At 69.4% G+C, this 25722-nt stretch carries 23 protein-coding genes; 14 read left to right on the forward strand and 9 right to left on the reverse strand.

Annotated features, from left to right (window positions below):
* The first annotated feature begins 30 nt into the window (after positions 1 to 30).
* Genes aroE through E5F05_RS12445 form a run of 4 tightly spaced genes read left to right on the forward strand, consistent with a single transcriptional unit; the run spans position 31 to position 5837 of the window.
* Complete coding sequence (gene aroE, locus E5F05_RS12430) at positions 31 to 918, forward strand: shikimate dehydrogenase (protein WP_241687153.1); 888 nt, start codon at positions 31 to 33, stop codon at positions 916 to 918.
* Entirely contained in the window at positions 918 to 4157 is a 3240-nt protein-coding gene (locus E5F05_RS12435; protein WP_129118943.1) for a PAS domain S-box protein, read from the forward strand. The genes aroE and E5F05_RS12435 overlap by 1 nt, the downstream gene beginning before the upstream one ends.
* Positions 4154 to 5407 (forward strand): hybrid sensor histidine kinase/response regulator, encoded by a 1254-nt coding sequence (locus E5F05_RS12440; RefSeq protein ID WP_241687154.1) that lies wholly within the window; start codon positions 4154 to 4156, stop codon positions 5405 to 5407. Before E5F05_RS12435 ends, E5F05_RS12440 begins: the two co-directional genes overlap by 4 nt.
* 19 nt (positions 5408 to 5426) lie before the next feature.
* Complete coding sequence (locus E5F05_RS12445) at positions 5427 to 5837, forward strand: OsmC family protein (RefSeq protein WP_164973463.1); 411 nt, start codon at positions 5427 to 5429, stop codon at positions 5835 to 5837.
* 84 nt (positions 5838 to 5921) lie between these two features.
* Here the strand turns inward: E5F05_RS12445 and E5F05_RS12450 are convergent, their stop codons facing one another.
* A complete protein-coding gene (locus E5F05_RS12450; RefSeq protein ID WP_241687155.1) occupies positions 5922 to 6551 on the reverse strand; it encodes a Maf family nucleotide pyrophosphatase in 630 nt (209 codons plus the stop codon).
* Positions 6505 to 7167 carry a deoxyribose-phosphate aldolase gene (gene deoC, locus E5F05_RS12455; RefSeq protein ID WP_129118944.1) on the reverse strand — a complete coding sequence of 221 codons (663 nt, stop codon included), beginning with the start codon at positions 7165 to 7167 and terminating at the stop codon, positions 6505 to 6507. Before deoC ends, E5F05_RS12450 begins: the two co-directional genes overlap by 47 nt.
* A 132-nt stretch (positions 7168 to 7299) precedes the next feature.
* Here deoC and prxQ point away from each other — a divergent pair, with 132 nt between their 5' ends.
* On the forward strand, positions 7300 to 7797 hold the full coding sequence (gene prxQ, locus E5F05_RS12460; RefSeq protein WP_129118945.1) for a thioredoxin-dependent peroxiredoxin PrxQ: 498 nt from the start codon (positions 7300 to 7302) through the stop codon (positions 7795 to 7797).
* A 7-nt stretch (positions 7798 to 7804) separates the two neighbouring features.
* Positions 7805 to 8503 (forward strand): ribose 5-phosphate isomerase A, encoded by a 699-nt coding sequence (rpiA, locus tag E5F05_RS12465; protein WP_129118946.1) that lies wholly within the window; start codon positions 7805 to 7807, stop codon positions 8501 to 8503.
* A 193-nt stretch (positions 8504 to 8696) separates the two neighbouring features.
* On the opposite strand, the gene E5F05_RS12470 is transcribed toward rpiA, so the two are convergent.
* The 5 genes from E5F05_RS12470 to lysS form a co-directional block, all read right to left on the reverse strand.
* Complete coding sequence (locus E5F05_RS12470) at positions 8697 to 10727, reverse strand: thioredoxin domain-containing protein (protein WP_129118947.1); 2031 nt, start codon at positions 10725 to 10727, stop codon at positions 8697 to 8699.
* 94 nt (positions 10728 to 10821) lie between these two features.
* Positions 10822 to 12015, reverse strand: a complete 1194-nt coding sequence (locus tag E5F05_RS12475) for a cysteine desulfurase-like protein (protein ID WP_129118948.1) — start codon at positions 12013 to 12015, stop codon at positions 10822 to 10824.
* A gap of 31 nt (positions 12016 to 12046) precedes the next feature.
* Positions 12047 to 13225: a benzoate/H(+) symporter BenE family transporter gene (locus E5F05_RS12480; RefSeq protein ID WP_129118949.1), complete on the reverse strand. Its 1179-nt coding sequence runs from the start codon at positions 13223 to 13225 to the stop codon at positions 12047 to 12049.
* A complete protein-coding gene (locus E5F05_RS12485; RefSeq protein WP_129118950.1) occupies positions 13222 to 14037 on the reverse strand; it encodes a PhzF family phenazine biosynthesis protein in 816 nt (271 codons plus the stop codon). The genes E5F05_RS12480 and E5F05_RS12485 overlap by 4 nt, the downstream gene beginning before the upstream one ends.
* A gap of 101 nt (positions 14038 to 14138) precedes the next feature.
* Positions 14139 to 15308: a homocitrate synthase gene (gene lysS, locus E5F05_RS12490; protein ID WP_129118951.1), complete on the reverse strand. Its 1170-nt coding sequence runs from the start codon at positions 15306 to 15308 to the stop codon at positions 14139 to 14141.
* Positions 15309 to 15474: 166 nt separating this feature from the next.
* Here lysS and E5F05_RS12495 point away from each other — a divergent pair, with 166 nt between their 5' ends.
* Entirely contained in the window at positions 15475 to 16446 is a 972-nt protein-coding gene (locus E5F05_RS12495; RefSeq protein WP_129119086.1) for an aldo/keto reductase, read from the forward strand.
* Positions 16447 to 16523: 77 nt separating this feature from the next.
* Here the strand turns inward: E5F05_RS12495 and E5F05_RS12500 are convergent, their stop codons facing one another.
* The gene (locus E5F05_RS12500) at positions 16524 to 17009 is read right to left on the reverse strand and encodes a MaoC family dehydratase (RefSeq protein ID WP_129118952.1); all 486 of its coding nucleotides are present in this window, start codon (positions 17007 to 17009) and stop codon (positions 16524 to 16526) included.
* Positions 17010 to 17150: 141 nt separating this feature from the next.
* On the reverse strand, positions 17151 to 18017 hold the full coding sequence (locus E5F05_RS12505) for an HpcH/HpaI aldolase/citrate lyase family protein (RefSeq protein ID WP_129119087.1): 867 nt from the start codon (positions 18015 to 18017) through the stop codon (positions 17151 to 17153).
* 187 nt (positions 18018 to 18204) lie between these two features.
* Between E5F05_RS12505 and E5F05_RS12510 the strand changes: the two genes are divergently transcribed.
* The 7 genes from E5F05_RS12510 to trpD all read left to right on the forward strand — a co-directional run bounded on the left by E5F05_RS12510 (position 18205) and on the right by trpD (position 25694).
* Positions 18205 to 19323, forward strand: a complete 1119-nt coding sequence (locus E5F05_RS12510) for an LLM class flavin-dependent oxidoreductase (protein ID WP_129118953.1) — start codon at positions 18205 to 18207, stop codon at positions 19321 to 19323.
* Positions 19324 to 19414: 91 nt separating this feature from the next.
* Positions 19415 to 21328 carry a 1,4-alpha-glucan branching enzyme gene (locus E5F05_RS12515; RefSeq protein ID WP_129118954.1) on the forward strand — a complete coding sequence of 638 codons (1914 nt, stop codon included), beginning with the start codon at positions 19415 to 19417 and terminating at the stop codon, positions 21326 to 21328.
* Positions 21325 to 21600, forward strand: coding sequence for a hypothetical protein (locus E5F05_RS12520; protein ID WP_129118955.1), 276 nt, complete (start codon positions 21325 to 21327; stop codon positions 21598 to 21600). The genes E5F05_RS12515 and E5F05_RS12520 overlap by 4 nt, the downstream gene beginning before the upstream one ends.
* A gap of 536 nt (positions 21601 to 22136) precedes the next feature.
* Positions 22137 to 23561, forward strand: coding sequence for an anthranilate synthase component I (gene trpE / locus E5F05_RS12525; protein ID WP_129118956.1), 1425 nt, complete (start codon positions 22137 to 22139; stop codon positions 23559 to 23561).
* Positions 23561 to 24025 (forward strand): GNAT family N-acetyltransferase, encoded by a 465-nt coding sequence (locus E5F05_RS12530; protein WP_129118957.1) that lies wholly within the window; start codon positions 23561 to 23563, stop codon positions 24023 to 24025. Before trpE ends, E5F05_RS12530 begins: the two co-directional genes overlap by 1 nt.
* Positions 24022 to 24639: an anthranilate synthase component II gene (locus tag E5F05_RS12535; RefSeq protein ID WP_129118958.1), complete on the forward strand. Its 618-nt coding sequence runs from the start codon at positions 24022 to 24024 to the stop codon at positions 24637 to 24639. The genes E5F05_RS12530 and E5F05_RS12535 overlap by 4 nt, the downstream gene beginning before the upstream one ends.
* Positions 24636 to 25694: an anthranilate phosphoribosyltransferase gene (trpD, locus tag E5F05_RS12540; protein WP_164973464.1), complete on the forward strand. Its 1059-nt coding sequence runs from the start codon at positions 24636 to 24638 to the stop codon at positions 25692 to 25694. The genes E5F05_RS12535 and trpD overlap by 4 nt, the downstream gene beginning before the upstream one ends.
* The last annotated feature ends 28 nt before the right edge of the window (positions 25695 to 25722 follow it).

Genomic DNA, 25722 nt, shown 5'->3' on the forward strand with positions numbered 1-25722 from the left:
GGGCCAGAGCGGGACAGTAGACTTGACCGCGTGAACGACGGCCAGACCTCCTCCCGCAGTTCGGCTTCCAGCCTGCTGCGTGCCTTTCTCTACGCCGACCCCGCCGCGCATTCCCTGTCCCCGGCCATGCACCGCGCGGCCTTTGCCTGGGCGGGTCTGCGTGGCGATTACGAGGCGCGGCGCGTGCCCCCGGCCGAGCTGCCCGCCGCCCTGGCACAGTTGCGGGAGCCGGGCGTGCTGGGCGCCAACCTCAGTCTCCCGCACAAGGAGGCGGCGCTGGCTTATCTGGACGACCTCTCGGCGGCGGCGCGGGCCATCGGGGCGGTGAACACGGTGGTGAACCGGGAGGGAAGACTGTTCGGAGACAACACGGACGCGCCGGGTCTGTTTGACGCCTTGCTTGATCTCGGGGCGGGGAGGACGGGCGACCGGGAAATGGAGGGCCCGGTCGTGGTCCTGGGGGCCGGGGGCGCCGCCCGCGCAGCGGTCTACACGGCACTGATCTTGCTCGAACGCGACGTGTTCATCGTCAACCGGACGCGGGCGCGGGCGGAGGAGCTGGCGGCCTTCTGGCAGAATGGGGACGCTGAGGGTCAGGCCTGGGCGGCTGACCTCTCTGAGATTCCCTGGTCAAAGGTCCGCCTGATCGTCAACGCCTCCAGCGCGGGCCTCTCCAATCCCGCTGAAACGCCCCTCCCCGGCTTCGACTTCGCGGCCCTGGCCCCCGGTGCCCTGTTCTACGACATGGTCTACAAGCCCCGCGAGACGCGACTGATGCGGGACGCCCGGGCCGCCGGGGTACGCGCCGAGAACGGCCTGGGGATGCTGGCGCACCAGGCCCGGCTGGCCTTTCTGGCCTGGACGGGGGCGGACGTGCCGGTGGGCGTCTTTCTGGGCGCGCTGGAGGAGCGGTGTTGATGCGGTCCCTGCCCCGCCACCGCCGGATTCCCCTGGCCGTGCTGGTGCTGGTGCTGGCCCTGAGCGTGGGGGCGGCCCTGCTGCTCAACCGCTTCGTGGTGGCCCAGCAGAATGCGCGTTTCGACCGCGAGGTGAACGCCGCCACCTCCAGTCTCCGCAACCGCCTGAACGACTACGAGAACCTCCTGCGGGGGGTCCGGGCCTTCTGGAACGTGCGGGGTGATCCGGGTCAGGCGGCCTTTGGCGCCTACGTCGCCAACCTCGACCTGAACCGCCGTTATCCGGGGGTGCTGGCGGTCGGGTTTGTCCGCTGGGGGCCGGGGGGGCAGCCAAGCGCCGTCATTGACCGGATCGCCCCGCTGGACGCCGTCAACCGCGCCGCGCTGGGCTTCGACATGATGAGTGAACCCTGCCGCCGGGAGGGCATCTTGCGGGCACGCGCCAGCCAGAGCGCCCAGATCAGTTGTCAGGTGTCCCTGGTGCAGCGCGGGCCGGACGGGCAGCGGCTGCCGGGCATGCTCCTGTTCCTGCCGGTGCGCGAGGGCGGCGTGGTCTATCTCGCGCTGCGGACCGATCAATTTCTGTCGAGTCTGACGCCCCCGGACGCGATGCCCGGCGTCACGCTGCGGACCCTGCTGAACGGTCAGGCCCTGGGCCGTTCCGGTCCCGCCGCAGAGCCCGCCTCGCAGGCCACCTTCAGTGAACGCACCCGCCTGGATGCGGCCGGTGCGGCGTGGGGGCTGGAGTTCAGCGCGCCCGCCAGCTTTGGCCGCGACGTGGTCACGGATGTCCCCATCGTGGTGCTGATGGCGGGGCTGCTGGTGGCGGGCCTGGCCTTTTTGCTGACCCAGGCCCAGGTCCAGGCCCGCGAACGCGCCGAGGAGGCCACCCGCATCCTAGGGCAGTCGCGCGCCCGCCTGGAGCGCTCTCGCGCCGAGTTCGAGGCGATCTTCCACGCGATTCTGGACGCGGCGGCCTTCACCGACCCGGCGGGCCGCGTGCAGCGGGTCAACCGCGCCCTGGAGCAGCAGTTCGGCTACGCCCCCGGCGAACTGGAGGGCCAGGAACTGGGCCGCCTGCACCTCGACCGGCGGCTGGAGGGCCGCGCCACCTTCGACCTGATCACCACGCCCTACCGCCGCGCGGACGGCAGCGTCTTCTCCGGCGAGGCCCAGCGCAGCGAGGTGGTGGGGCCCCACGGCGAGGTGCTGGGGCTGCTGGAGGTCGTGCGTGACGTGACGGACCGCCTGGAGGCCGAGCGGGCCGTGCAGGCCGGGGAGCGCCGCTCGCGGGCGGTGCTGGACGCCATCCCGCACATGCTGTGGGTGAGTGACCCGCAGGGGGAGGTGACCTACGTCAACGCGCAGCACCGCGAGCGGCTGGGGGGCGAGCAGGTGCGCGAACGGGTCCACCCGGAGGACCGGGCGACCTACGAGCGGCTGTGGGCGGACGCCTACGCGACCGGCGCGCGGACCCAGTGCGAGGTGCGGCTGCTGGTGGGCCAGGGGGACAGCGCCCGCTGGTTCGTGCTGCGCGTCGCGCCGATCCGCGACGAGCAGGCCAGCGTGGCCGAGTGGGTGGCAAGCGCCACCGACATCCACGACCGCGTGGTGGCCGAGCGGCTGGCGCAGCGCAGCGAGGAACGCTACCGGGGCGTGCTGGAGGGGCTGCCGCAGATCGTGTGGCTGACCGATCCGCAGGGCCACCCCACCTACTTCAACCGCCGCTGGGAGGAGTACGTGGGCGTGGACCGCGCCGATTCCGGCTTCCTGAGCCTGGTCCACCCGGAAGACCGCCCCGAGTACCAGGCCCGCTGGGCCGCCGCCGTGAAGGTCCAGCGGCCCTTCGAGGCCGAGCACCGCCTGCTGGGCGAGGACGGCCGCTACCGCACCTTCGTCACGCGCGGCCTGCCGGTGCGCGCGGTGCAGGGGCAGGTGCTGGAGTGGGTGGGCACCAGCACCGACGTGGACGACCAGGTGTACGCCGAGGCGGCTGCCCGCCTGCTGGCCGACGTGTCCGAGCAGCTCTCCGCCCGCGCGGACGACCCGCTGGCGTCGCGGGAGGCCCACGCCCAGGCGGCGCTCGACCTGATCACGCAGCGGCTGGCCGAGAGTGCCGGGCTGTGGGGCACCCCGCCCGGGCTGGCGCTGCTGGCGACCTCCCGCCTCGACCTTCAGCGCGTGTCGTCCGCCGCGCGGGAGACGACCCGTCAGGCGCTGGAGCAGGTCGTGCGGAGCGAGGACCCGCTCTTCGCCCACGCGGCGGCCTACCCGCTGCTGCACGAGGTGAACGCGACCGGCGCGGTCCTGTACCCCCTGATCGGCCGCGACGGGGCCATGCGCGGCGTGCTGGGCCTCACCTACCGCCAGGCCCCCACCGACCGCGACCACGACCTCGCGCACGAACTTGCCAAACGCTTCGCCACCGCCCTCGACAACGACGCGCTGCGCATCCAGGCCGAGGCGGCGCAGGCGGACCTCCAGGCGCTCAACCAGTCGCTGGAGGAACGGGTGCAGCAGCGCACGCTGGAGTTGCAGGACGCCAACCGCGAGCTGGAAGCCTTCAGCTACAGCGTCTCCCACGACCTACGGACGCCGCTGCGGCACATCGTCGGCTTCGGGGACCTGCTGCGCAAGGACGCCTCGGGCCAGCTCTCCGCCAAGGGCGAACGCTACCTCGCGGTGATCACCGACGCGGCGGGCCGCATGAGCCAGCTGATCGACGACCTCTTGGAGTTCTCGCGGATGGGCCGCCAGGAACTGCGGCGCGGCCCGGTGGACCTGGGGGCGCTGCTGCGCGAGGTGTGGCAGAACCTCGAACCCGACCGCGCGGGCCGCGACGTGACCGCCCAGATCGGCCCGCTGCCGACCGTGCAGGGGGACCCGGCGCTGCTCACCCTGGTGTTTACCAACCTGCTCTCTAACGCCATCAAGTACACCCGGACCCGCGAACAGGCCCACATCGAGGTGACCGCGCGGGAAAGCGCGCAGGAGGTGACCGTCACCGTCCGTGACAACGGCGTGGGCTTCGATCCCAAGTACACGGATAAACTGTTTGGCGTGTTTCAACGCCTGCACCGCGCCGAGGAGTTCGAGGGGACCGGCATCGGCCTCGCGAATGTCCGCCGCATCGTGACCCGTCACGGCGGCCGGGTGCGTGCCGAGGGGGTTCCCGGTGAGGGCGCCGCCTTCCACGTGACCCTGCCCCGCACGCTGCTCCTGGATGGAGGGTCCCCGTGACCGCCCCCGGCCCCACCGACCACGCCCTGCCCGAAGCCGGACAGCCCCTGCGCATCCTGCACCTGGAGGACAACGAACTCGACCACGAACTCGTGGCCCTCAGCCTGGACGGCGACCTGCCCTGGCCGGTGGAGATCGAGCGCGTGGAGGACGAGGATGCCTTTTTGCACGCCCTGGACACGCACCGCCCGCACCTGGTCCTCAGCGACTACGCGCTGCCCAGCTACGACGGCCTGAGCGCCTTCCGGGCCGCCCATGCCCGCGCCCCGCACCTGCCCTTTATCATCGTGACCGGCGCGATGGGCGAGGAGGTCGCGGTGGACACGCTGCGCCAGGGCGTCACCGACTACATCCTCAAGCAGCGCCTGGAGCGCCTGGCCCCCAGCGTGAAGCGCGCCATCGCCGAGGCCGACGCCCGCGACCGCCGCGAGCGTGCCGAGCAGGAGGTGCGCCAGCTCAACCTCTCCCTCCAGGCCCGGCTGGAGGAGGTCGAGCGTCTGCGCGGCATCGCCGAGGCCCAGCGGCAACGCCTCGAACAGCAGGCCCGGCAACTGGAGGAGGCCCTGAACCTCCAGAAGACCTTCCTGGCCGAAACCAGCCACGAACTCCGCACGCCGCTGACCGCCCTGCTGGGCTACCTGCGCCGCGCCGAGCGCGAGGTGGGCGGTTCCCAGACCCTTCAGGACGCGCAGCGCGTCGCGGAGAACATGACCCGGCTGGTCAACGACCTGCTGCAACTCTCGCGCGGCGAACTGGTGCAGGGGATCGAGATGCACTTCGTGAACCTGGGCAATATCGTGCGCCAGGTGGGGCGCGACTACGGCGTCAAGGCCACCGCCCCCAACGCCGAGATCATCGGCGACCCGGGGCGACTGACCCAGGTGTTCGTGAATCTGGTCAGCAACGCCATCCGGGTCTGCGGCAGCCCCGACCTCGTGAGCCTGGAAGTGTCCCAGGCGGGGGGACAGGCCTGCGCGGCCGTGATCGACCACGGCCCCGGCATCCCCGACCACATCAAGCCGCGCATCTTCGACAAGTTCTACCGGGGCAAGGAAGCCGGGTCCACCGGACTGGGCCTGACCATCGCCCAGCAGGTCGTCCACTCGCACGGCGGCACCATCGAGGTGCTCGACACGCCCGGCGGCGGCGCGACCTTCCACGTCTGCTTCCCCACCCCCGACGAGGACGAGGACGATCTGGAGGTGGGTGCGGACCTGCACGGAGTCACCGCCGAAGACCGGACCCCCTGAGCCGCGCTACGCTGCCCCTATGACTGTGCCTCACAAGAAGACCCTGAACGTGACCTGGCTGGGTGAGCAACGCTACGTCGGCGTCAGCGGGAGCGGCCACCAGATCCTGATCGACAACAGCCCCGTGAAGGTCGGCGTCTCCCCAATGGAGGCGCTGCTGGCCGCACTCGCCACCTGCACCGCCTACGACGTGGTCGAGATCATGAAAAAGCGCCGCACGCCCCTCACGGCCTACCGCATCGAGGTGGAGGGCGAGCGCGCGGACACCGACCCCAAGCGGTACACCACCATCACCGTGCGCCACATCGCCAGCGGCGAGGGCCTGACCGGGGAGGCGCTGAGCAAGGCCGCCCACCTCAGCCACGAGAAATACTGCTCGGTGGCGGCCAGCCTGAACAGCGAGATCGTGTTGGAGACGCGGGTGGAGTAGGGCTTGTGGCGTGTGGCCCGTAGCTTGTGGAAGCTGATGCTTTCGCTTGAGGCTTCTGCTCGTCTACAGGCGACAAGCCACGAGCTACAAGCCTGTCTCCCCCCACACCGCCACGCCCGCCCCCCGCAGCAGCCGGATCACCAGCGCCAGCGGAAAGCCCACCACGTTGGAGTAATCGCCGTCGATACGGGCGACCAGCGCCATGCCGACGCCCTGGATGCCGTAGCCGCCCGCCTTGTCCAGTCCCTCGCCGGTATGGGCGTAGTGGGCCATTTCCATATCCGACAGGTCGCGGAAGGTCACGTCGGTGCGTTCCACGCCGCCTGCCACCTCTCCGGCAGAGATGACGGTGACGCCCGTGTACACCTGATGCGTCCGCCCCGCGAGCCGCCGCACGAAGGCGCAGTTCTCGGCCTCGTCCCGCGGCTTGCCGAGCAGTTCACCGTCGATGGCGACGACGGTGTCCGCCGCGATCACCACCGCTTCCGGGTGTGCCCGCGCGACCGCCTGCGCCTTGAGCGTGGCCAGTTCACCCGCCAGCCGCGCCGGGTCGCGTTCCGCGCTGTCCTCGGCCTCGCCGCTGACGACCACGCGGAACGTGACGCCCAGGTTCGCCAGCAGTTCCCGCCTCCGCGGGCTGCCCGACGCGAGAATGACCTCGCGGGCTTCAGTAGCCAGAACCGCTCCCCTCGCCGCTGACCAGGGCGACGCCACCCGAGGTCCCCAGCCGGGTCGCGCCCGCCTCGATCATGGCCCGCGCGTCGTCGGGGGTGCGGACGCCCCCAGCGGCCTTGATCTGCGCGCGGCCCGCGATCACGTCCCGCATCAGCCGCACGTCCTCCACGGTCGCGCCGCCCGTGCCGAAGCCGGTGCTGGTCTTCACGAAGTCCGCGCCGCCCCGCACGGCGGCCTCCGTCGCGCCGCGTTTCTGCTCGTCATTCAGGTAACAGGTTTCGATGATCACCTTCAGCACGCTGTCGGGAATGGCCCGCCGCACGGCCCGCACATCGGCCTCCACCGCCTCCCAGTCGTTCTCCAGGGCGGCGCCGATGTGGATCACCATATCCACCTCGTCCGCGCCCGCCTCCACACTCAGGCGGGCCTCGACGGCCTTCTGCCCCGGGAGGATGGCCCCCAGCGGAAAGCCGCAGACCGTGGCGATCTTGACGCCGGAGCCTTCCAGTTCCGTCTTCGCCAGCGGCACGTAGACCGGGTTCACGCACACGGCGTAGAACGAATGTTCGCGCGCCTCGGCGCAGAGCTGGCGGATGTCGGCGGCGGTGGCGGTGGCCTTGAGCAGGGTGTGATCGATGTAGGGGGCGAGGTTCACGTCCTTCAGGATAAGGGCTTGTGGCGTGTGGCTTGTCGCTTGTGGAAGAGACGCGCGTGGGAGCTGCGGCTTTTGCTTCGGCGTCTACACGCCACAGGCCACAAGCCACAGGCAATCCGCTACCCTCTGCCTATGACTTCTGGGACCCCCCGCCTCCAACCCGGTGAGCCTTTCCCCGACTTCGCCCTGCCTGGCGCCGAGGGGCAGACGCACCGCCTCTCCGACTACGCGGGCCGTTACGTGGTGCTGTACGCCTACCCCAAGGACGACACGCCGGGCTGCACCAAGGAAGCCTGCGACTTCCGCGACAGCGCCCTCCTGAAGTCGCACGGCGCGGTCATCCTCGGCGTGAGCCGCGACGATGCCGAGAGCCACCAGGCTTTTGCCGAAAAGTACAGCCTGCCCTTCCCGCTGTTGACCGACCCGGACGCGGACTTCCTGAAGAGCATCGGCGCCTACGGTCCCAAGAACCTGTACGGCAAGATTGTCGAGGGCGTCAAGCGGCAGACTTTCCTGATTGGCCCGGACGGGAGACTGGTCAAGAGCTGGCTGGCCGTATCCGTGGACGGCCATGCTGACGCCGTGGCCGCCGCCATCGACGCCGACCGGAAGACCCGCCCCAATGCCTGAAAACCCGATGCCTGAAAACACTGTGCCTGATCTGGAGGCGTTGAAAAAAGAAGCCGCGCTGCGGGCCGTCGCCCTGGTCCACAGCGGGATGCGCGTCGGCCTGGGCACCGGCAGCACGGCCAAGTATGCGATTGAGGCCATCGGGGAACGCTTGGCGTCCGGTGACCTGAAGGGCGTGGTGGGCGTGGCGACCAGTGACGCTTCGGAGGCGCTGGCCCGGCAAGTGGGTATCCCGGTGGAACCGCTCGACCCGCGCCCCCTCGACATCGCCATCGACGGGGCGGACGAGATCGATCCACGACTCAATCTGATCAAGGGTCTGGGTGGGGCGTTGCTGCGCGAGAAGCTGACCGAGGTGCAGGCGCGGCAACTCGTGATCATCGCGGATCAGACCAAGCTGGTCACGCGGCTGGGCGAGAAGGCTCCCCTGCCGGTCGAGATCGCCCGCTTCGGCTTTCTGTCCACCATCGAGCGGCTGCGGGAGATCGTGCCCCGCGGTCGGTTGCGGCAACCCGGCGCGCAGCCCTACGTCACCGACAACGGCAACTACATCTACGACGCGCGACTGCCAGAGAGCTTCGACGTGGCGGCGCTGGAACGGCAGATCAAGGGGACGCTGGGCGTGGTGGAGACGGGCTTCTTCCTCGGCATGGCGGACGTGGCGTTCGTGGCCGCGTCGGAAGGGGTGCGGGAACTCAGACCGTGAGCCGGAAGCTCAGGACTTACGCGAGACTCTGGATCGGAATATCGGGGAGTTGAGAAAACGTGGGGCTGGGATGCCCGGCCCGTTCACCCCCTCTCCTGCGGAGCTTTACAAGTCCCAGCCTCCCCCCTCCAGGGGGAAGAGAAGAAACAGCGTCCCACACGCTTTCTTCTTCCCAATCGCGTAAGCCCTGAGCTCACAGCCTCCGCAACTGCTCCGCCAGCACCTCCGGCTCCCGCGTCGGCAGGTCGCAGGCGCGGCCCACGCACACATAGGCGGTGCCGCCCCCCGGCCTTCCCTCCAGCACCGGCAGCCCTGCCCCGCGTTCGGCGGGGGCGATGGCCGCGAAGGGGAGGGGGAAGCGGGCCACCGTCCGCTCCAGCGGCGCGCGCTCCCTGGGCGTGCCGATGAGGGCCACCTCGACGTGGGGCGCTTCCAGAAACGCGGCGGCCTGCCACAGCCCCCCGAATCCGCCCGCTGCGGCCAGCATGTCGGCCTGATAGGTGCGGACGACGGAGCGGGCCAGCCGCTCGGCCTCCTCGTCGCCGTAATAGCGGCTGATCCACAGGCCCAGCAGCGAGGCGGCGGCATTGTCGCTGAGGACGGCGGAGTCGAAGCCCTGCGCCTGCCGGGTCAGCAGCGTCTCGGCCCGTCCGCCCGTAGATCGGAAGAGGCCCGCCTCCTCGTCCCAGAAGTCACGCCGGACGATCTCCCAGAGTTCGCGTGCCCACTCCAGATGGGCCAGATCGCCCCCCGCCTGGTACAGCGCCACCAGCCCCAGGCCGTAGAGCGCGTGGTCCTCCAGCAGCCCCTCCACCCGCGCCTCGCCGTCCTTGAAGGTGTGCCGCAGCGTGCCGCCTTCGAGACGGAGGTGGTCCCGCACAAAGTCCGCGTTGCGGCGGGCAAGGTCGAGGTACCGTTCCTCCCCCAGAATCCGCGCCGCGTCCGCGAAGGCGCCCAGCGCCAGCCCGTTCCACGAGGTCAGCACCTTGTCGTCGGTGCCGGGCTGCGGCCGCTGTTCGCGGGCGGCGAGCAGGCGGGCCCGCGCAGCGTCCAGTCTCGCCGTCAGCGTCTCTCCGTTCTCCCCCAGGTCACGCGCGAGGTCGGCGGGCGGCGTGAGGACGTGCAGCACGTTGCGCCGCCCCGCGTCCGGGCGGTGGGGGTCCTCGAAGTTGCCCTGCTCGGTCACGCCGTACACGCGCAGCACGAGGTCGGCGTCTGGCCCCTCGCCCAGCACCTCCCGCACCTCGTCCGGCGTCCACGTGAAGGTCAGGCCTTCCACCCCCTGCGTATCGGCGTCCTGCGCGCTGTAGAAGCCGCCCTGGGGGGCGAGCATCTCGCGTTCCAGATAGGCGAGCGTCTCGCGGGCCAGGCAGGTGAAGGTTTCATCTCCGGTGTACTGGTAGGCCCGCAGCAGCGTCCGCGTCAGTTGCGCGTTGTCGTACAGCATCTTCTCGAAGTGCGGCACCAGCCATCGTTCGTCCACGCTGTAGCGGTGAAAGCCGCCGCCGAGCTGGTCGTAGATGCCGCCCCGCCCCATCATCCGCAGGGTGTGGAGGGCCATGTCGCGCCCGTCCGGCTGCGTGAGCAGGAAGTCCAGGGTGGTCGGCGCGGGGAATTTGGGTGCGCGCCCGAAGCCGCCCAGGTCGGCGTCGTACACGCGGCGCAGGTTTTCCACGCCCCGGCGCAGGAAGCCCTCGGGAAGGTCGCCCGCCGCCCGCCGGGGACGGCTCGCCTCGCGGACGTGTTCGGTGAGGGCCTGCGCGTTGCCGGTCAGCTTGTCGCGGTCCTGTTCCCAGGCATGGGCCACGCTCGCCAGCAGGCGGCGGAAGCCCGGCATTCCGTAGCGGTCCTCGGGCGGAAAGTAGGTGCCCGCGTAGAATGGCTGGCCGTCCGGCGTCAGAAAGACCGTCATCGGCCAGCCGCCCTGCCCGGTCATCAGTTGCGTGGCGGTCATGTACACGCCGTCCACGTCCGGGCGTTCCTCGCGGTCCACCTTGATGTTCACGAAATGCTCGTTCATGAATGCGGCGGTCGCGGGGTCCTCGAAGCTCTCGTGCGCCATCACGTGACACCAGTGACAGGTCGAGTACCCGATGCTGAGCAGCACCGGCACGTCCCGCCGCCTCGCCTCCGCGAAGGCCGCCTCGCCCCAGGGCCACCAGTCCACCGGGTTCCCCGCGTGCTGAAGGAGGTAGGGGCTGGTTTCCTGCGCGAGACGGTTCATACGGGAAGCGTAGCCGTCCCAGGGTTCAAAGGTCTAAGAGGCTCAGGGGCGGAAATAGCCCATTTCCTTAGACTTTTAGACGGTTCGGCCCTCCTCAGTCCCGCATCAGCCCTTCCAGCAGGAGCTCGACATCCTCCAGGCTCGTGTAATGCGCGATGCTGGCGCGCACCACACCCTGCGGATACAGCCCCAGGTCCTTGAGCGGCTGCACCGCGTAGAAGTGCCCGGCGGCCACGTCCACCCCCTCCGCCGAGAGCCGGGCGGCGGTCAGCTCGGGCGCCTCGCCCTCCACGCGGAAGGCGACGGTCCCGACGCGGTCCTGCGTGCTGTGGGGACCGTAGACCGTGACACCGGGCGCGTTCAGCAGGCCGGAAAGCAGGTTCTCCGTGATGGGCCGTTCCAGTTCCGCGATATGGGCGGAGGCCGCCTCCAGCGCCGCGCGGGTGAGGACCGCGTGCCCGCCAAGTTCACGCAGATAGTCGAGGGTGCCCAGCCACCCGGCCAGCAGTTCAAACTGCGGTGTGCCGTACTCGATCCCGGTGATGTCCCCCGGCGGGACGAAACTCAACTTGGGCCAGGGCAGGCGTGCGCGGTGCTGCGGCGCCACCCACAGCGCCCCCAGGTGCGGCCCCCACACCTTGTAGGGACTGAAGGCGACGAAGTCCGCACCCCAGGCCTGCATGTCGGGGAAGGCGTGCGGGGCGGCGTGGACAGCGTCCACCACGGTCCACGCTCCTGCTGCCCGCACCTGTGCCGTGACCGCCGGAATATCTACCCTGACGCCCAGGGCATTGCTGGACGCCGTGACTGCCACCAGCCGTGTCCGGGGCGAGAGCAGGGCCGCGAGATCGTCCGGGTGCAGGCGCATCTCGGGCTGCCGCGCGTGCCAGACCCGCACGGTCACCCCCACCCGCTCCAGCTCCCGCCAGGGACTCGCGTTCGCCTCGTGCTCCAGGCCGCTGAGGATCACCTCGTCGCCGGGGCCCCACAGCCGCGCGAAAGCCGCCGCCAGCCGGAAAGTCAGGGCGGTGGTGCTCGGCCCCAGGGCGACATCCTCGGCGTCCGCATTCAGGAAGAGGGCGGTTCCTTCCCGGGCGCGCTTCTTCAGGGCCAGGACTTCCCGGCCCGGCGCGTGCCCCGGCATCGCGTTCGTGGCCCCGTAGCGCGTGAGATGTTCCGTGACCGCCGCGATTGAGCGCAGCGGCAGCAGCCCGCCCGCCGCGTTGTCGAGGTACGCGCGGCCGGAGGCGAGCGGCGGGAACTGCGCCCGGAGGGTGTCGAAGTTCATGGGGGGCAGTGTACGCGGAAGCCGCCCGCCCCTACCGCCGCCCCAGCGTCCAGGCCAGTCCGCCCCCCAGCACCAGCCCCCAGACGGCGCTCCCCACGCCCAGAAAGGTCACGCCGCTCGCCGTGACCGCCAGCGTGAGGAAGGCCGCCTCGCGTCCCCGGTCGTCCGTCAGTGCGGCCGTGACGCTCGCCAGCGTGGTGGAGACGAGGGCCAGGCCCGCCAGCGCCGCCACCACCGGGGCAGGCACGGCTCCCACCGCGCCGACCACCCAGCCCGCGAACACACCCAGCAGCAGATAGAAGAAGGAGGCACTCAGGCCCGCGACCCAGCGCCGCTCAGGATCGGCGTGCGCCTCCTCGCCCGCCGCGATGGCCGCCGTGATCGCCGCGAGGGTGGTGGTGTGTGCGCCGAACGGGGCAGACAGCAGGCTCGCCACGCCCGACCACGTGATCAGCGGCGAGGTCGGCACGCGGGCAAAACCGCAGGCCCGCAGCACCGCCACCCCCGGGAGCTGCTGCGAGGCGAGGTTCAGCACCGTCAGCGGCAGCGCGAGGGTCAGCACGCCGCGCAGGCTGAACTGGGGCGTCGTCCACACCAGCCTGCCCAGGCCGCCTCCCGTCAGCGGCGACACCGCTCCCACCGCCAGCGACAGCCCCGCCCCCGCCAGCAGCGCCGTCGGAACCGCCCAGCGCGGGAACCAGGCCCGCCCGGCCAGAAACACCAGCAGCATTCCGCCCACCGGCAACGGCGCCTGCGGCAGCGCCTTGAACGCCCCCAGCACGAACGGCAGCAGCACCCCGGCCAGCAGCGCGTTCGCCAGCGCCGGGGGAATGCGGGCCGTGACCCGCTCGAAGGCGCCCGTCACCCCCAGGCCGGTCATCAGCAGCGCGCTCAGCACGTAGGCGCCCAGCACCTCCGCATAGTGCATCCCGTGCGAGGCGGCCAGGGACGCGACGAGCGCGAGGCCCGGCGTCGTCCAGGCCATCTTGACGGGGGCGCGGTGCCGCCAGGTCAGCGCGAAGCCCGACACGCTGATGGCGAGGTAGCAGGCCAGCACCCAGCTCACCGTCTGGCCGTGCGTCAGCCCGAAGTCGCGCGCCGCCCCCACCAGCAGGCCGATGCTGCTCGCCGCGCCGACCACCACCGCCACGAAGCCCGCCGTCACCGCCGAGGCGGAAGCGTCCCGCCGCAGGTCAGTCAGGGCCGTCATGGGCTCAGCCGCTCCGCCCGGCCTCCCACCCACACGTCGGCTGCGCCGTCCGGCACAGCCGTGAACTGCGCGGTCAGGCGCGACGGGGCACCCGGCATCCGCTGGGCCCCCCGCAGCATGTTGGTATCGGTGGGGAGCCTGCCCTGCGCCCCCAACGTTCCTACCAGGCAGGCAAACATGTTGCTGCTCGCGCTGTCCTCCAGAAAGCCCTTGAGGGGGCCGAAAGCCCGGAAGCTGACCTCGGCCCGGTCGGGACCACTGGGGGCGTACAGGATCAGCCCCGTCGTCCCCGTCGCCCGGTTCACTGCCGCGATGGCTTCCGCATCCGCTTGGAAGGCCTCCAGCGCCGTGAAGTCCGCGGCTTCCACCACCAGATTCGGGCGGCCTACCGACGCGACCTGAATGCTCCTGGCCTCGATTCCGATGGGGGAGAGGTCCACCGCCGCAGTGTCTGTCACCTTCACATCCCCCTGACGCAGCAGCCATTCCCCGCCGCACAGTTGGGCGGGTAGCACCTCCTCGCCCATTCGCACATCCACCACGTCCAGCAGTTCGCCCCGCGCTTGCAGGCAGGCGAGGGCCGCCAGGGCGCCGGAGTCCGAGCTGCCCTTCTCTTTCGTCGGCGTAAAGACCCTCAAGGTCACGCTCCCCACGTCCGCCGCCTCCACGAACACACTTAGCGGTGCCTCGGCAATGGCGGCTCTGGCCTGAAGGTCGCCGTTTGCGTCGAAGAAGACGGCCACCGTTTTGCCGCCTTCCGAACGGGGAGGGGAGAGGACGCGGTAGAGGGCGGGGGCAACGGCGGAAGTCATCTGGAGTCTATTTCAGCACCTCACGGGGAGGCGGGTATCGCCCTTGCCTGTCCCGCCCCGTGTTCTGCTGACCGCTGAAAGCTGACGGCTGACCGCTCCCCCTACGCCCGCACCCACTCCCGCAGCACCTGTTCCAGATGGGCGTCGTCCAGCTCGCCTTCCTCGGCCAGCGCCTTGATGTGGTCGGTCACGCGGCGCAGGGCATCCTCGCCGTAGTGCAGGCCCAGTTCGCGGGCCTTGTACGCGATGGCGTGCTTGCCCGTCACCTTGCTGGCGGCCTGGATGCGGCGGCCCACGCCGAAGACGCCGGGCGGAATCGCCTCGTAGGCGCCGGGGTTCAGGTAGATCGCCTTGAGGTGCATCCCCGCCTTGTGGTTGTAGGCGAATTCGCCGGTGAGGTAGTTGTTCCAGGGAATCGGCAGGTCCACCAGTCGCGCGATCAGGCGGTCGAGTTCGGGCAGCAGCTCCAGGTTGTACTTGTCGATCAATCCCTGCGGGTCGAAGGTGAACATCCGCGCCAGGAAGCCCCCCAGCGGCGTGATGCCGTTGCGCTCCCCGATGCCCAGCACGGTCGTGTCGATATGGGTGGCCCCCGCCTCGATGGCCTCGTAGGCGTTGGAGACGGCGCAGCCGGTGTCGTTGTGCCCGTGGAATTCGATGCCGCATTCCGCGTGGATCACCTTGCGAACCTCGCGCACCAGCGTATAGACCTGCCGGGGCGTTGCCACACCGACCGTATCCGCCAGCCCGACGCGGTGAACGCCCAGGTCGGAGACGGCGCGGTACACCGCCATCAAATCCGCCTCCTCCGAGCGGAAGGTGTCCTCCGCGCTGAAGCGAATCTGGAGGCCAGGGTGATTGTGCTTGATCCAGCCGATCACCTGCGAGGCTGTGTCGATGATCTGCGCGATGCTCTTGCCGTGGCTGAATTCGCGCAGGAAGCTGCTGGTCCCGAACAGCAGGTCCAGCCCGTCCACCCCCAGGTCCACCGCCCGCTGCACGTCCTCCAGGTGGCAGCGGACGTGGGTGAGGATCTTGGCGTTCAGGCCGAGGGAGGTCAGTTGCCGGATATCGGCCTGCGTCTGCGCGCCCACCATCGGCGTCGTCACCTCGATGAACTCGGCCCCGAAAGCGTCGAGGAGCCGGGCAATCTCGATCTTGTCCCCCGTTTTGAAGTTCCCGCGCGCAAACTGCTCGCCCTCCCGCAGCGTCGAGTCGATGATGGCCCACGAACGGGCCGGGATCAGGGGGATGGAGGTTTCTGGAGTCATGGGGCGCCTCGTGGGGCGTATTTTGCCGAGAGGGCTTGGTGAATGTCAAGGAAAGATGGCTTGTGGCCTTTCACTTGAAAAGACAAGTTGCGGTGAAGAGCCGGTCCCTCTGAAGCCTGCCCTCATGTGCGGCGGCTTTTTCGGGGCGTAGGGTACGCGCATGACCATGCATGAGCGTCCGCTGGGCCGCACCGGCCTCCTTGTCAGCGAGATCGGCTACGGCGCCTGGGGCATCAGCGGCGTGCAGTGGCTGGGGGCCCAGGACGACGAGAGCCTGGCCGCCCTGCGCCGCTACCTCGACCTGGGCGGGAACTTCATCGACACGGCCCTGGCTTACGGCGAGGGGCACAGCGAGGAGCTGGTGGGGCAGGTCGCGCGGGAACGGGAGGGTGTGATCGTCGCCACCAAGATCCCGCCCAAAAATCGCGAGTGGCCCGCCGCCCCCACGACCACCGCCGATCAGGCCTTTCCCGGCGACTACGTGATCGCCTGTACCGAGCAAAGTCTGGCGAATCTGGGCATGGACAGTGTGGACGTGCAGCAGTTCCACGTCTGGAACGACTCCTGGCTGGGCCAGGGCGACTGGCAGGACGCCGTGGCGCAACTCAAGCGCGAGGGCAAAATCCGCCACTTCGGCATCTCCATCAACGACCACCAGCCCGAAAATGGCCTGCGGGCGGTCGAGGAGGGCGTGGTGGAGACGGTGCAGGTCATCTACAACGTCTTCGACCAGTCCCCGCAGGATCGCCTGCTGGACGCCTGCCAGGCGAACGGCGTCGGCGTGATCGTGCGCGTCGCGCTGGACGAGGGGAGCCTGACCGGGAACATCACGCCGGACACGACCTTTCCGGACGGTGACTTTCGCAACGGCTATTTCAGTGGCAACCGCAAGACCGAACTCCACTACCACCTGCGCGCCATCGAGGCTGACCTGGGCATCACGACCGCGGGGCTGCCGGAAACCGCCCTGCGCTTCGTCCTGAGCCACCCCGCCGTCAGCACCGTCATCGTGGGGATGCGGAGTGTTCGCAACGTGGAGCGCAACGCCGCCCTCGCGGACGGGCGAGGCCTCCCCGAAGGGCAGGTGCAGAAACTGCACGCCCACCGCTGGGAGCGCAACTGGTACGACCCGGCGTGAGGGGGAAGCTGTCAGCTTTCAGCCGTCAGCACAAGTCAGGAAGCCCCGGCAGGCGCTGAGGCGTCCTTTGCTGACCGCTAACGGCTGACGGCTGACGGCTTCTTCTGCATCAGCGCCGTCCGCTTGCAGCGCGCCACCACCTCATCGCGCTGGTTGATCGCCCGGTGTTCGACCGTCACCAGTCCCGCGTTCGGGCGGCTGCGGCTCTCGCGGGCCTCCAGCACCTCCGATTCGGCGCGGATGGTGTCGCCGTGAAAGACGGGCTTGGGAAACACCACGTCGGTCAAGCCCAGGTTGGCGACCAGGGTGCCCAGCGTCAGTTCCGGCACGCTGAGGCCCACCAGCAGGCTGAGGGTCAGCATGCTGTTCACGAGGGGCTGCCCGAACTCGGTCGCGGCGGCGTATTCGCGGTCGAGGTGGAGCGGCTGCGGGTTCATCGTCAGCGTCGTGAAGAACACGTTGTCCGCCTCGGTGATCGTGCGCGTGACCCGGTGGCGAATGACGGTGCCGGGCGTGAGTTCCTCGAAGTAGCGGCCCTGCGGGCGGTTGAGGTCGTCGTTCATGGGGGGCCTCCTTGAGCGGGATGAGGTGTTAGGAGTTTTGCTCCTCCCCCCTTGCGGGGGAGGCTGGGACTCGCAGAGCTGCTTGCAGAGGGGGGTGGCAAGCGCAGCTTGCCCTCATTCCTGAGTGATGAGGTCCTCACCTCACCCCTCTTCCCGCTCCCCGCGCGCGTGCAAAGTCGCCCGCGCCTTCGCCAGCATCGGCTCGTCCACCATCTGCCCCTCGAAGGTGAAGGCACCCCGGCCTTCCTGCGCGGCTTCGTGGGCAGCCATCAGCAGGCGGCGGGCGCGTTCGGCATCCGCGTCGGTGGGGCCGAAGATGTCGTGGGCCAGTGCGACCTGTGCCGGGTGGATGCACAGCTTCCCGCCGTAGCCGAGCGCGCGGCCCTGCACCGCGTCCTCGCGGAAGGCGGCCTCGTCGTTCAGGCGCGTGACCACGATGTCGAGCGCGTGAACGCCCGCCAGCCGTGCGGCGAGCGCGACGTGCGAGCGGGGGTACAGCACTTCCTGATTCCCCGGCGTGCGCAGCCCCCCCAGGTCGGTCGTGTAGTCCTCGGCACCGAAGTAGGCCCAGGCCACCGGCGGCACCATGATCTCGCGGGCATTCCACACCCCTGCCCCCGTCTCCAGCCCCGCCAGGATGGGCAGGTCAAGGCCCCGGGCCGCCAGCGCCTCCGCGACCAGGCGCACATCCGCCGCCGATTCCAGCTTGGGGACGACCACGCCCGCGAGTTCCGGCGTCAGCACGGCCAGATCGTCCTCGAAGTAGGGCGAGTGCGGCGCATTCACGCGCACGAAGACGGCGAGGTGGGGCGCGGCGGCGATCAGGTCGCGGGCGGCGTCGCGGGCGATGGGACGGGCGGCCGCCTTCGCTTCCCCGGTCCCCGGTACGGCGTCTTCCAGGTCGATCACCACCGCATCCGGACGACTGCGGGGCAGCTTGGCGATCAGGTCGGCGCGGTTGCCCGGCGCGAACAGCACGCTGCGGGGGCGGACCACCTCCGCGCTCATGGCGCTTCCCCACAGGTCAAACAAGCGTTCGTCAGCACGCCGCCCAGCATACGGGAGGAGCGGCCAGGCGGGCGGGGTCATCTCTAAAGTTCCTCAGAAGAAAGAGGCGGAACTTCTGTGCCTCCGCCTGTCCAAGTGGACTTACAACAGGGGAGAGACGCCCCCTCGCCCCACTCAGGAGAACGGCATGACCACCCCCACCCTGCCTTTTGAGCCTCGCCCCTTTGAACTCGGCATCTACACCTTCGCGGAACGCACACCCGACCCCGCGACTGGCCTCACCGTCAGTCCCGGGCAGCGGATGAACGACCTGCTGGAAGAGATCGAACTGGCCGATCAGGTCGGTCTGGACGTGTTCGGCGTCGGGGAACACCACCGGCCCGACTACCTCGTTTCCGCGCCGAGCGTCGTGCTGGCGGCCGCCGCCACGCGCACACGGAACATCCGCCTCACGAGTGCCGTAACCGTCCTGGGCACCGAGGACCCGGTCCGGGTCTACCAGCAGTTCGCCACGCTGGACCTGATCTCCGGGGGCCGGGCCGAGATCATGGCCGGGCGCGGGTCCTTCGCGGAGTCCTTTCCGCTGTTCCTGGGGGGACCGCCGGTGGACTACGACGCGCTGTTTGCCGAGAAGCTGGACCTGCTGCTGGGGGTCCGCGACCAGGAACACGTCTTCTGGCAGGGCCGCAGCCGCCCCACCCTGCGCGGCGAAGGCGTCTACCCGCGCCATCTGCAAAAGGAACTGCCGATCTGGCTCGCGGTCGGTGGCACGCCTTCCTCGGCCCGCCGCGCCGGAACGCTGGGCCTGCCGATGGCGCTCGCCATCATCGGCGGAATGCCGGAGCGGTTCGTCCCCTTCGTGAACCTCTTCCGTGAGGCCGCCCGCGCCGCCGGGCACGACCCGGCCCGCCTGCCCCTCGGCATCAACTCTCACGGCTTTATCGCTCCCACCTCGCAGCAGGCGGCCGACGAAGCCTTTCCGGTCCACGCCGCCGTGATGAACCGTCTCGGGCGCGAGCGGGGCTGGCCGCCGATCACCCGCGCGCACTTCGAGGGGGACCGCTCTCTGCGCGGCGCGCTGTTCGTGGGCGACCCGCAGCAGGTCACCGAGAAAATTCTCTTCCAGCACGACCTGTTCGGCCACCAGCGTTTCCTGTTGCAGATGAGCGTCGGGACCATGCCGCACGCGCAGATCATGCGGAGTATCGAACTCTACGGCACCGAGGTCGCTCCCGCCGTCCGCGCCGAGATCAGGCGCCGGAATGCCGGTACAGCCGGTCTTCAGGCCGTCCAGAACAGCGATTGACGCGGGACGGGCGCCCACCCTTCCTTCATGTCCTGCGCCGGTCTGGACCCCTGTCCCTTTTCACACCCCCCCACCCGCTACACTCGCCCCCATGAGTTCCCTGCCTCTGCCGCTCGATCACGGCCACCTCCAGAAGCTGGTGACCGCCGACCTCGTGCGCCCGGACCACCTCCTCGGCGCGCACCTCGTCACCGAGAACGGCGTGGAGGGCGTGCGCTTCGCCGTGTGGGCGCCGGATGCCCAGCACGTCAGCGTGGTCGGGGACTTCAACGGCTGGAACGGCTTCGACAACCCGCTGGGGCGGCTGGACTTCGGGTTCTGGGGGGCCTTCGTGCCGTCGGCGCGGCACGGGCAGCGGTACAAGTTCCGCATCACCGGGGCGGACGGGCGCACCGTGGACAAGATGGACCCCTACGGCACCTTTACCGAGGTCCGGCCGGGCACGGCCAGCATCATCTGGCGCCGGCCCTTCGAGTGGACGGACGACGCCTGGATGGGGCAGCGCGGCCCCGGCTTCGACCGGCCCATGAGCATCTACGAGGTTCACGTGGGGTCCTGGGCGCGGCGGGAGGACGGCTGGTTCCTGAACTACCGCGACCTGGCGCACCGATTGGCCGACTACGTGACCTATATGGGGTACACGCACGTCGAACTGCTGGGCGTGATGGAGCACCCCTTCGACGGCTCCTGGGGCTATCAGGTGACCGGCTACTACGCGCCGACCAGCCGCCTGGGGGCGCCGGAGGACTTCGCCTACCTCGTCAACCACCTGCACGAGCGGGGTATCGGCGTCCTGCTCGACTGGGTGCCCGGCCACTTCCCGACCGACGAGGCGGGCCTCGCGCACTTCGACGGGGCGCCGCTGTACGAGTACGCCGACCCGCGCAAGGGCTTTCACTTCGACTGGAACACCTCCATCTTCGACTATGGCCGCAACGAGGTCGTGATGTTCCTGATCGGCTCGGCGCTGAAGTGGTTGCAGGACTTTCATGTGGACGGCCTGCGCGTGGACGCGGTGGCCTCGATGCTGTACCTCGATTTTTCAAGGACAGAATGGGTCCCCAACATTCACGGTGGGCGCGAGAACCTGGAAGCCATCGCCTTTCTCAAGCGGCTGAACGAGGTCGTGCATCACATGGCCCCCGGCTGCATGATGATCGCGGAGGAGAGTACGGCCTTTCCCGGCGTGACTTCCCCGACCCCTTTCGGCCTGGGCTTCGATTACAAGTGGGCGATGGGCTGGATGAACGACACGCTGTATTACTTCGAGCAGGACCCCATCTACCGCAAGTACCATCACCACAAGCTGACCTTCTTCAACGTGTACCGCACTGGGGAGAATTACATCCTGGCGATCAGCCATGACGAGGTGGTGCACCTCAAGAAGTCGATGGTGTCGAAGATGCCCGGCGACTGGTACATGCAGCGGGCGGGCTACCGCGCCTTCCTGGCGATGATGTGGACCACGCCCGGCAAGAAACTGCTGTTCATGGGTCAGGAGTTCGCCCAGGGCACCGAGTGGAACCACGACGAGGAACTGCCCTGGTACGTCACCGACATCCCCGAACACCGCGGCGTCATGAATCTGGTGCGCCGCCTGAACGATCTGTACCGCGAGCGGCCTGACCTGTACGTGGGCGACACCTGGGAAGAGGGGCAGCTCTGGGTCAGCGCCGACGACGCCGAAAGCAGCGTCTACGCCTACATCCGCCGTGACCCCCGGCCCCAGGCGGAAGGCGGCGGGGCATGGAGCCTCACCGTCGCCAACCTCACGCCCGTCTACCGCGAGAAGTACCCCATCGGCGTGCCCCAGGGCGGCGAGTACCGGGTGCTGCTCTCCAGCGACGATGGCGAATACGGCGGCTTCGGCACCCAGCAGCCCGACCTGACCGCGAAGGAGGAGGGCTGGAACGGCCAGACGCATCACCTGCGCCTGAACCTGCCGCCCATGAGCGTGCTGATTCTGGAACACGTAGGGGGCACGCCCCGCAGCGAGGACCGGTGAGCGACCTCCGCCCGCAGCGCCCCAGACCGGACGCCCTGACCGTCGTCAGCCTCCTCCTGCTGACGCTGGTGGCGGTGCTGCTGCTGGTCCCGCTGCTGGGCGGGCCGCTTCCCAGCCCGTACCTGATCGTGGCGCTGCTGGCCGCCCGGTTGGTCCTGCAATTCCTGCGTTCCCGCCGCGACCCCAACCTGAAACGACCCGCTGCCTGGGCCTTCGACCTGATCCTGATCGGGCTGCTGCTGTGGGTGGCGGCGAACCGGCCGGGGGGGTGAGGGGGGTAGCTCTCAGCGGTCAGCCGTCAGCTTAGGACTTGCGCAAAACGGCTCCTCACTGGGAGAGGAAAACAGAAATTCCTTGTGATGGGACGGTTGCGCCGTCCACCCTCCTCTGCTTCGCAGCTTTTCAAGTCCCAACCTCCCCCGCAAGGGGGGACTCGTAGAGCTGCCCAGCAGAGGAGTGAAAGGCCCTCACCCACACGCACTTGGCTTTTGAATCGCGTAAGCGCCAGCTTACCCCTCTGCCAGCCGCTCAACCTGCTCCTGCTTGTCCCATCTCTTTGGCCTGTCATTCACATCAGGCGTTTGCTGGCGGGGGAGCAGGACTGCCCCCTCATTCCTGACCACTTGTGTAAACGACGTTGCGCCCGCGCCCCCCGCGCGCTATCCTCCCCCCATGACCGTGAACGGCGCGATGATGTGGTGGCCCGGCTTCGCCTGGGCTTGACGCGCCGTACCTTCCGCGAAACCGGACGCGCCCAGGTGGAACCCCCACCGGGCGCGTTTCCCGTTGTCCTTTCCCAAGGAGCCACATGACCCCCACCGTCCTCCGCCCCCCCCTCGCCGTCGCCGTTCAGGAGCTGAATGCCGACCTCGACACGCCCGTCACCGCCTATCTGAAAGTCGCGCAGGGCCACCCGGTCAGCTTCCTGCTGGAGAGCGTGGAGGCGGGGGAGAAACTGGGCCGCTATTCCTTTATCGGTGTGGGCGAACAGGGCCGCTTCGCGTACCGCGCCGGGCGGGTGACCAGCCGTGGCACCTTCGGTGACTTCGACGGGCCGGAGGCCGATCCCCTCGCGCGGCTGTACCATGCGGCCACGCGAGCCGCGCCCCTCCCCGCCGGGCTGCCTGCCTTTATCGGCGGGGCAGTCGGGTACGCCGCCTACGACCTGATCCGTGCCTACGAACGGCTCCCCGACGGCAATTCCGACGAATTGAACCTCCCCGACGCACTCTTTATCGCCCCCGAGGGCATGGTGATTTACGACCACCTGAAGCACCGGCTGATCGCGGTGGCGACCTCCGACACGCAGGTGCAGGCGGACGCGGTGGTGGAGAATCTCGCCGCCCGCCTGCGTGGCCCCCTCCCCGACGAGGTACCGGGACGCGAGCGGGCCGCAGCGCCGACCTTTACCAGCAACTTCACACCGCAGGGCTTCATGGACGCGGTGGAGAGGTGTCTGGAGTACATCCGCGCCGGGGACATCTTCCAGGTGGTGCCCTCGCAACGCTTCAGCGCCGACCTCACGGTGCATCCTTTCGCGCTGTACCGGGCCCTGCGGCGGGTCAATCCCAGCCCGTACCTCGGCTACCTCGCGCTGGGGGACGTGACGCTGGTCGCCTCCAGCCCGGAGAGCCTGCTGCGGAGTGACGGGCAGACCGTCGTGACTCGCCCTATCGCCGGAACACGGCGGCGCGGCGCGAATCCACAGGAGGATGAGGCCCTGGCCGCCGAACTCCTGGCCGACGAGAAGGAGCGGGCCGAACACCTGATGCTGGTGGACCTGGGCCGCAACGACCTGGGAAGGGTGAGCGGCTACGGCAGCGTGAAGGTGCAGGACGCCTTCAGCATCGAACGGTACAGCCACGTCATGCACATCGTCTCCACCGTCACGGGCGAACTGCGCGCAGGCCAGACGCCCCTGCACGCCCTCGCCAGTGTCCTGCCGATGGGCACGGTCAGCGGCGCCCCCAAGATTCGCGCGATGGAAATCATAGACGAACTCGAACCCGTCCGGCGCGGTCCCTACGGCGGCGCTTTCGGCTACATCGCCTTCGACGGCAGCCTGGACATGGCGCTGACGCTGCGGACGATGGTGATTGCAAATGGCAGGCTCCACATCCAGGCCGGGGCGGGCATCGTGGCCGACAGCGACCCGGCGAGCGAGGAGCAGGAGACGCGCAGCAAGGCGGCGGCGCTGATGCGGGCGGCGGAGATGGCGGCAGGGGGGTTGTGATGGTCATTGAACTTGCGGCCTTGGACGACCTGCCTGCCATCCTCGCCCTGCAACGCCGCGCTTATGCATCTGAAGCGGCGCTGTACCCCGAAGCGACACTCCCGGCCATGACGCAGACCCTGGCGGAATTGCGGGGGGAGGCCGGAAGGCAGACCGTCCTGAAAGGCGTGCTGGACGGGCGGCTTATCGGGTCGGTGCGTGGGTTTGTAGACAGCGCCGGGGTGGGACAGATTGGACGCCTCATCGTTGAACCGGCGGAGCAGGGTCGGGGGTACGGCACTCACCTTCTGCACGCCATTGAAGCGGCCCTGCCCACTCGTACCCTGGAACTGTTCACGGGGGAGCGCAGTACGGCAAACCTGCGCCTCTACGAGCGCCTCGGCTACGTCCGTGACCGTGTGGAGCAGCACGGCGGCCTGCCCCTGGTCTTTTTGCAAAAAGAGAAAGCGACGGTGGCGACATGATCCCGCCCCTGCGAATCCTCCTGATCGACAACTACGACTCCTTCACTTACAACCTTGTCCAGTATTTCGGTGAGTTGGGCTGTGAGCTGACGGTCTGGCGCAACGACCAGTTCACACTCGATGACGTGCGGTACCTCGACCCCGACGCCATCGTCGTCTCACCCGGTCCCTGCACGCCGCGCGAGGCGGGCCTGAGCGTGGAAGTCATCCGCGAGTTGGGGCCGACGTATCCGACACTTGGTGTCTGCCTGGGCCATCAGAGCATCGGGGAGGCGTTCGGGGCGCGGGTGGAGCGGGCGGCGTTGCCCGTTCACGGCAAAACGAGCGCAGTGCGGCATGACGGCTCGGGCCTGTTCGCGGGCCTGGGGGACGGGGTGCGGGTCACGCGCTACCACTCCCTGCTGGTGCGCGACCTGCCGCCCGAACTCGTGCCGGTCGCCTGGACGAGCGACCCGCAGGAGGAAGTCCTGATGGCGCTGCGTCACCGTGAGTATCCGGTCTTCGGCGTGCAGTTCCACCCGGAGAGCATCGCCACGGAAGACGGCATGGCAATGATGCGAAACTTTCTGAATATGGTGCGAGATCACAAGGCGCAGCAGGAGGCCCACGCATGACCGTTTCCTCTTCCGTGACCGCTCCCCCCGATGGCCGCATGATGCACGCCCGCCTGATGAACGGCGAGATTCTGACCCAGGCGGAGGCGGAAGCCTTCATGCGCGAGGTGATGGAAGGCAACGTGAGCGGCGTGCGCCTCGCGGCGGCGCTGGCCGCCCTGCGCGTCCGTGGCGAGACGCCCGAGGAAATCGCGGGGTTCGCCCAGGCGATGCGTGAAAACGCGGTGCGGGTGCAGGTGGCGCCCCGCGAAGTCTTGCTCGACGTGGTGGGCACCGGGGGCGACGGCGCCCATACCTTCAACATCAGCACCACGACGGCCTTTGTGGTGGCGGCGGCGGGTGTGCCGGTCGCCAAACACGGCAACCGCGCCGCGAGCAGCCGCGCCGGGAGTGCCGACGTGCTGGAGGCCCTGGGCGTGAACCTGGACGCCTCGCCGCAGGTGGTGGCGGACGGCGTGAACGAACTGGGCATCGGGTTCATGTTCGCGCGCAACTACCACCCGGCCCTGCGCCACGCCGCGCCCGTCCGCGCCGACCTCGCCGCCCGCACGGTGTTCAACATCCTGGGGCCGCTCGCCAACCCCGCCGGGGCGTCGCATCTGGTGGTCGGCGTCTACCGGCCCGAGCTGACGCGGATGCTCGCGGAGGTGTTGCGCCTGCTCGGAGCGAAGGGGGCGACAGTCGTTTACGGCAGCGGCCTGGACGAGTTCACCGTCTGCGGCGCGAACACGGTCACCGGTTTGCGCGACGGTGAGGTGATCGACCGCACCATGCACCCCGAGGAGTTCGGCGTGAGCCTCCACCCCAAGGAGGCCATCGTGGGCGGCAGTCCCGCCGAGAACGCCGAGATCACCCGCGCCCTCCTCACTGGCGGCGGTACCCCCGCCCAGCGCGACATCGTGGCGCTGAACGCCGGGGCCGCCCTCCGCACGGCCGAGCGTGTGGGCAGCATCGCGGGGGGCGTGGCGCAGGCCCGCGCGGTGATGGCGAGCGGGGCTGGGTGGGAGTTGCTCCAAAGGTACGGGGCGCACACGCGGCGGGGCGCCGCGAGCTGAAGGCAGAGAGCGGCGGGCCGGAAGTGCT

Source organism: Deinococcus metallilatus (assembly GCF_004758605.1).
In the GTDB taxonomy this organism is placed as follows: Bacteria; Deinococcota; Deinococci; order Deinococcales; family Deinococcaceae; genus Deinococcus; species Deinococcus metallilatus.

Excerpts from the sequence above, each read along its gene's own strand:
- E5F05_RS12475 (WP_129118948.1), bottom strand. The coding sequence starts at position 12,015 with ATGAACTTCGACACCCTCCGGGCGCAGTTCCCGCCGCTCGCCTCCGGC.
- E5F05_RS12435 (WP_129118943.1), top strand. The coding sequence starts at position 918 with ATGCGGTCCCTGCCCCGCCACCGCCGGATTCCCCTGGCCGTGCTGGTG.
- E5F05_RS12495 (WP_129119086.1), top strand. The coding sequence starts at position 15,475 with ATGCATGAGCGTCCGCTGGGCCGCACCGGCCTCCTTGTCAGCGAGATC.
- E5F05_RS12510 (WP_129118953.1), top strand. The coding sequence starts at position 18,205 with ATGACCACCCCCACCCTGCCTTTTGAGCCTCGCCCCTTTGAACTCGGC.
- rpiA (WP_129118946.1), top strand. The coding sequence starts at position 7,805 with ATGCCTGAAAACACTGTGCCTGATCTGGAGGCGTTGAAAAAAGAAGCC.
- E5F05_RS12505 (WP_129119087.1), bottom strand. The coding sequence starts at position 18,017 with ATGAGCGCGGAGGTGGTCCGCCCCCGCAGCGTGCTGTTCGCGCCGGGC.
- E5F05_RS12530 (WP_129118957.1), top strand. The coding sequence starts at position 23,561 with ATGGTCATTGAACTTGCGGCCTTGGACGACCTGCCTGCCATCCTCGCC.
- trpD (WP_164973464.1), top strand. The coding sequence starts at position 24,636 with ATGACCGTTTCCTCTTCCGTGACCGCTCCCCCCGATGGCCGCATGATG.
- E5F05_RS12500 (WP_129118952.1), bottom strand. The coding sequence starts at position 17,009 with ATGAACGACGACCTCAACCGCCCGCAGGGCCGCTACTTCGAGGAACTC.
- E5F05_RS12485 (WP_129118950.1), bottom strand. The coding sequence starts at position 14,037 with ATGACTTCCGCCGTTGCCCCCGCCCTCTACCGCGTCCTCTCCCCTCCC.
- E5F05_RS12480 (WP_129118949.1), bottom strand. The coding sequence starts at position 13,225 with ATGACGGCCCTGACTGACCTGCGGCGGGACGCTTCCGCCTCGGCGGTG.
- trpE (WP_129118956.1), top strand. The coding sequence starts at position 22,137 with ATGACCCCCACCGTCCTCCGCCCCCCCCTCGCCGTCGCCGTTCAGGAG.
- prxQ (WP_129118945.1), top strand. The coding sequence starts at position 7,300 with ATGACTTCTGGGACCCCCCGCCTCCAACCCGGTGAGCCTTTCCCCGAC.
- E5F05_RS12445 (WP_164973463.1), top strand. The coding sequence starts at position 5,427 with ATGACTGTGCCTCACAAGAAGACCCTGAACGTGACCTGGCTGGGTGAG.
- E5F05_RS12470 (WP_129118947.1), bottom strand. The coding sequence starts at position 10,727 with ATGAACCGTCTCGCGCAGGAAACCAGCCCCTACCTCCTTCAGCACGCG.
- lysS (WP_129118951.1), bottom strand. The coding sequence starts at position 15,308 with ATGACTCCAGAAACCTCCATCCCCCTGATCCCGGCCCGTTCGTGGGCC.
- E5F05_RS12535 (WP_129118958.1), top strand. The coding sequence starts at position 24,022 with ATGATCCCGCCCCTGCGAATCCTCCTGATCGACAACTACGACTCCTTC.
- E5F05_RS12515 (WP_129118954.1), top strand. The coding sequence starts at position 19,415 with ATGAGTTCCCTGCCTCTGCCGCTCGATCACGGCCACCTCCAGAAGCTG.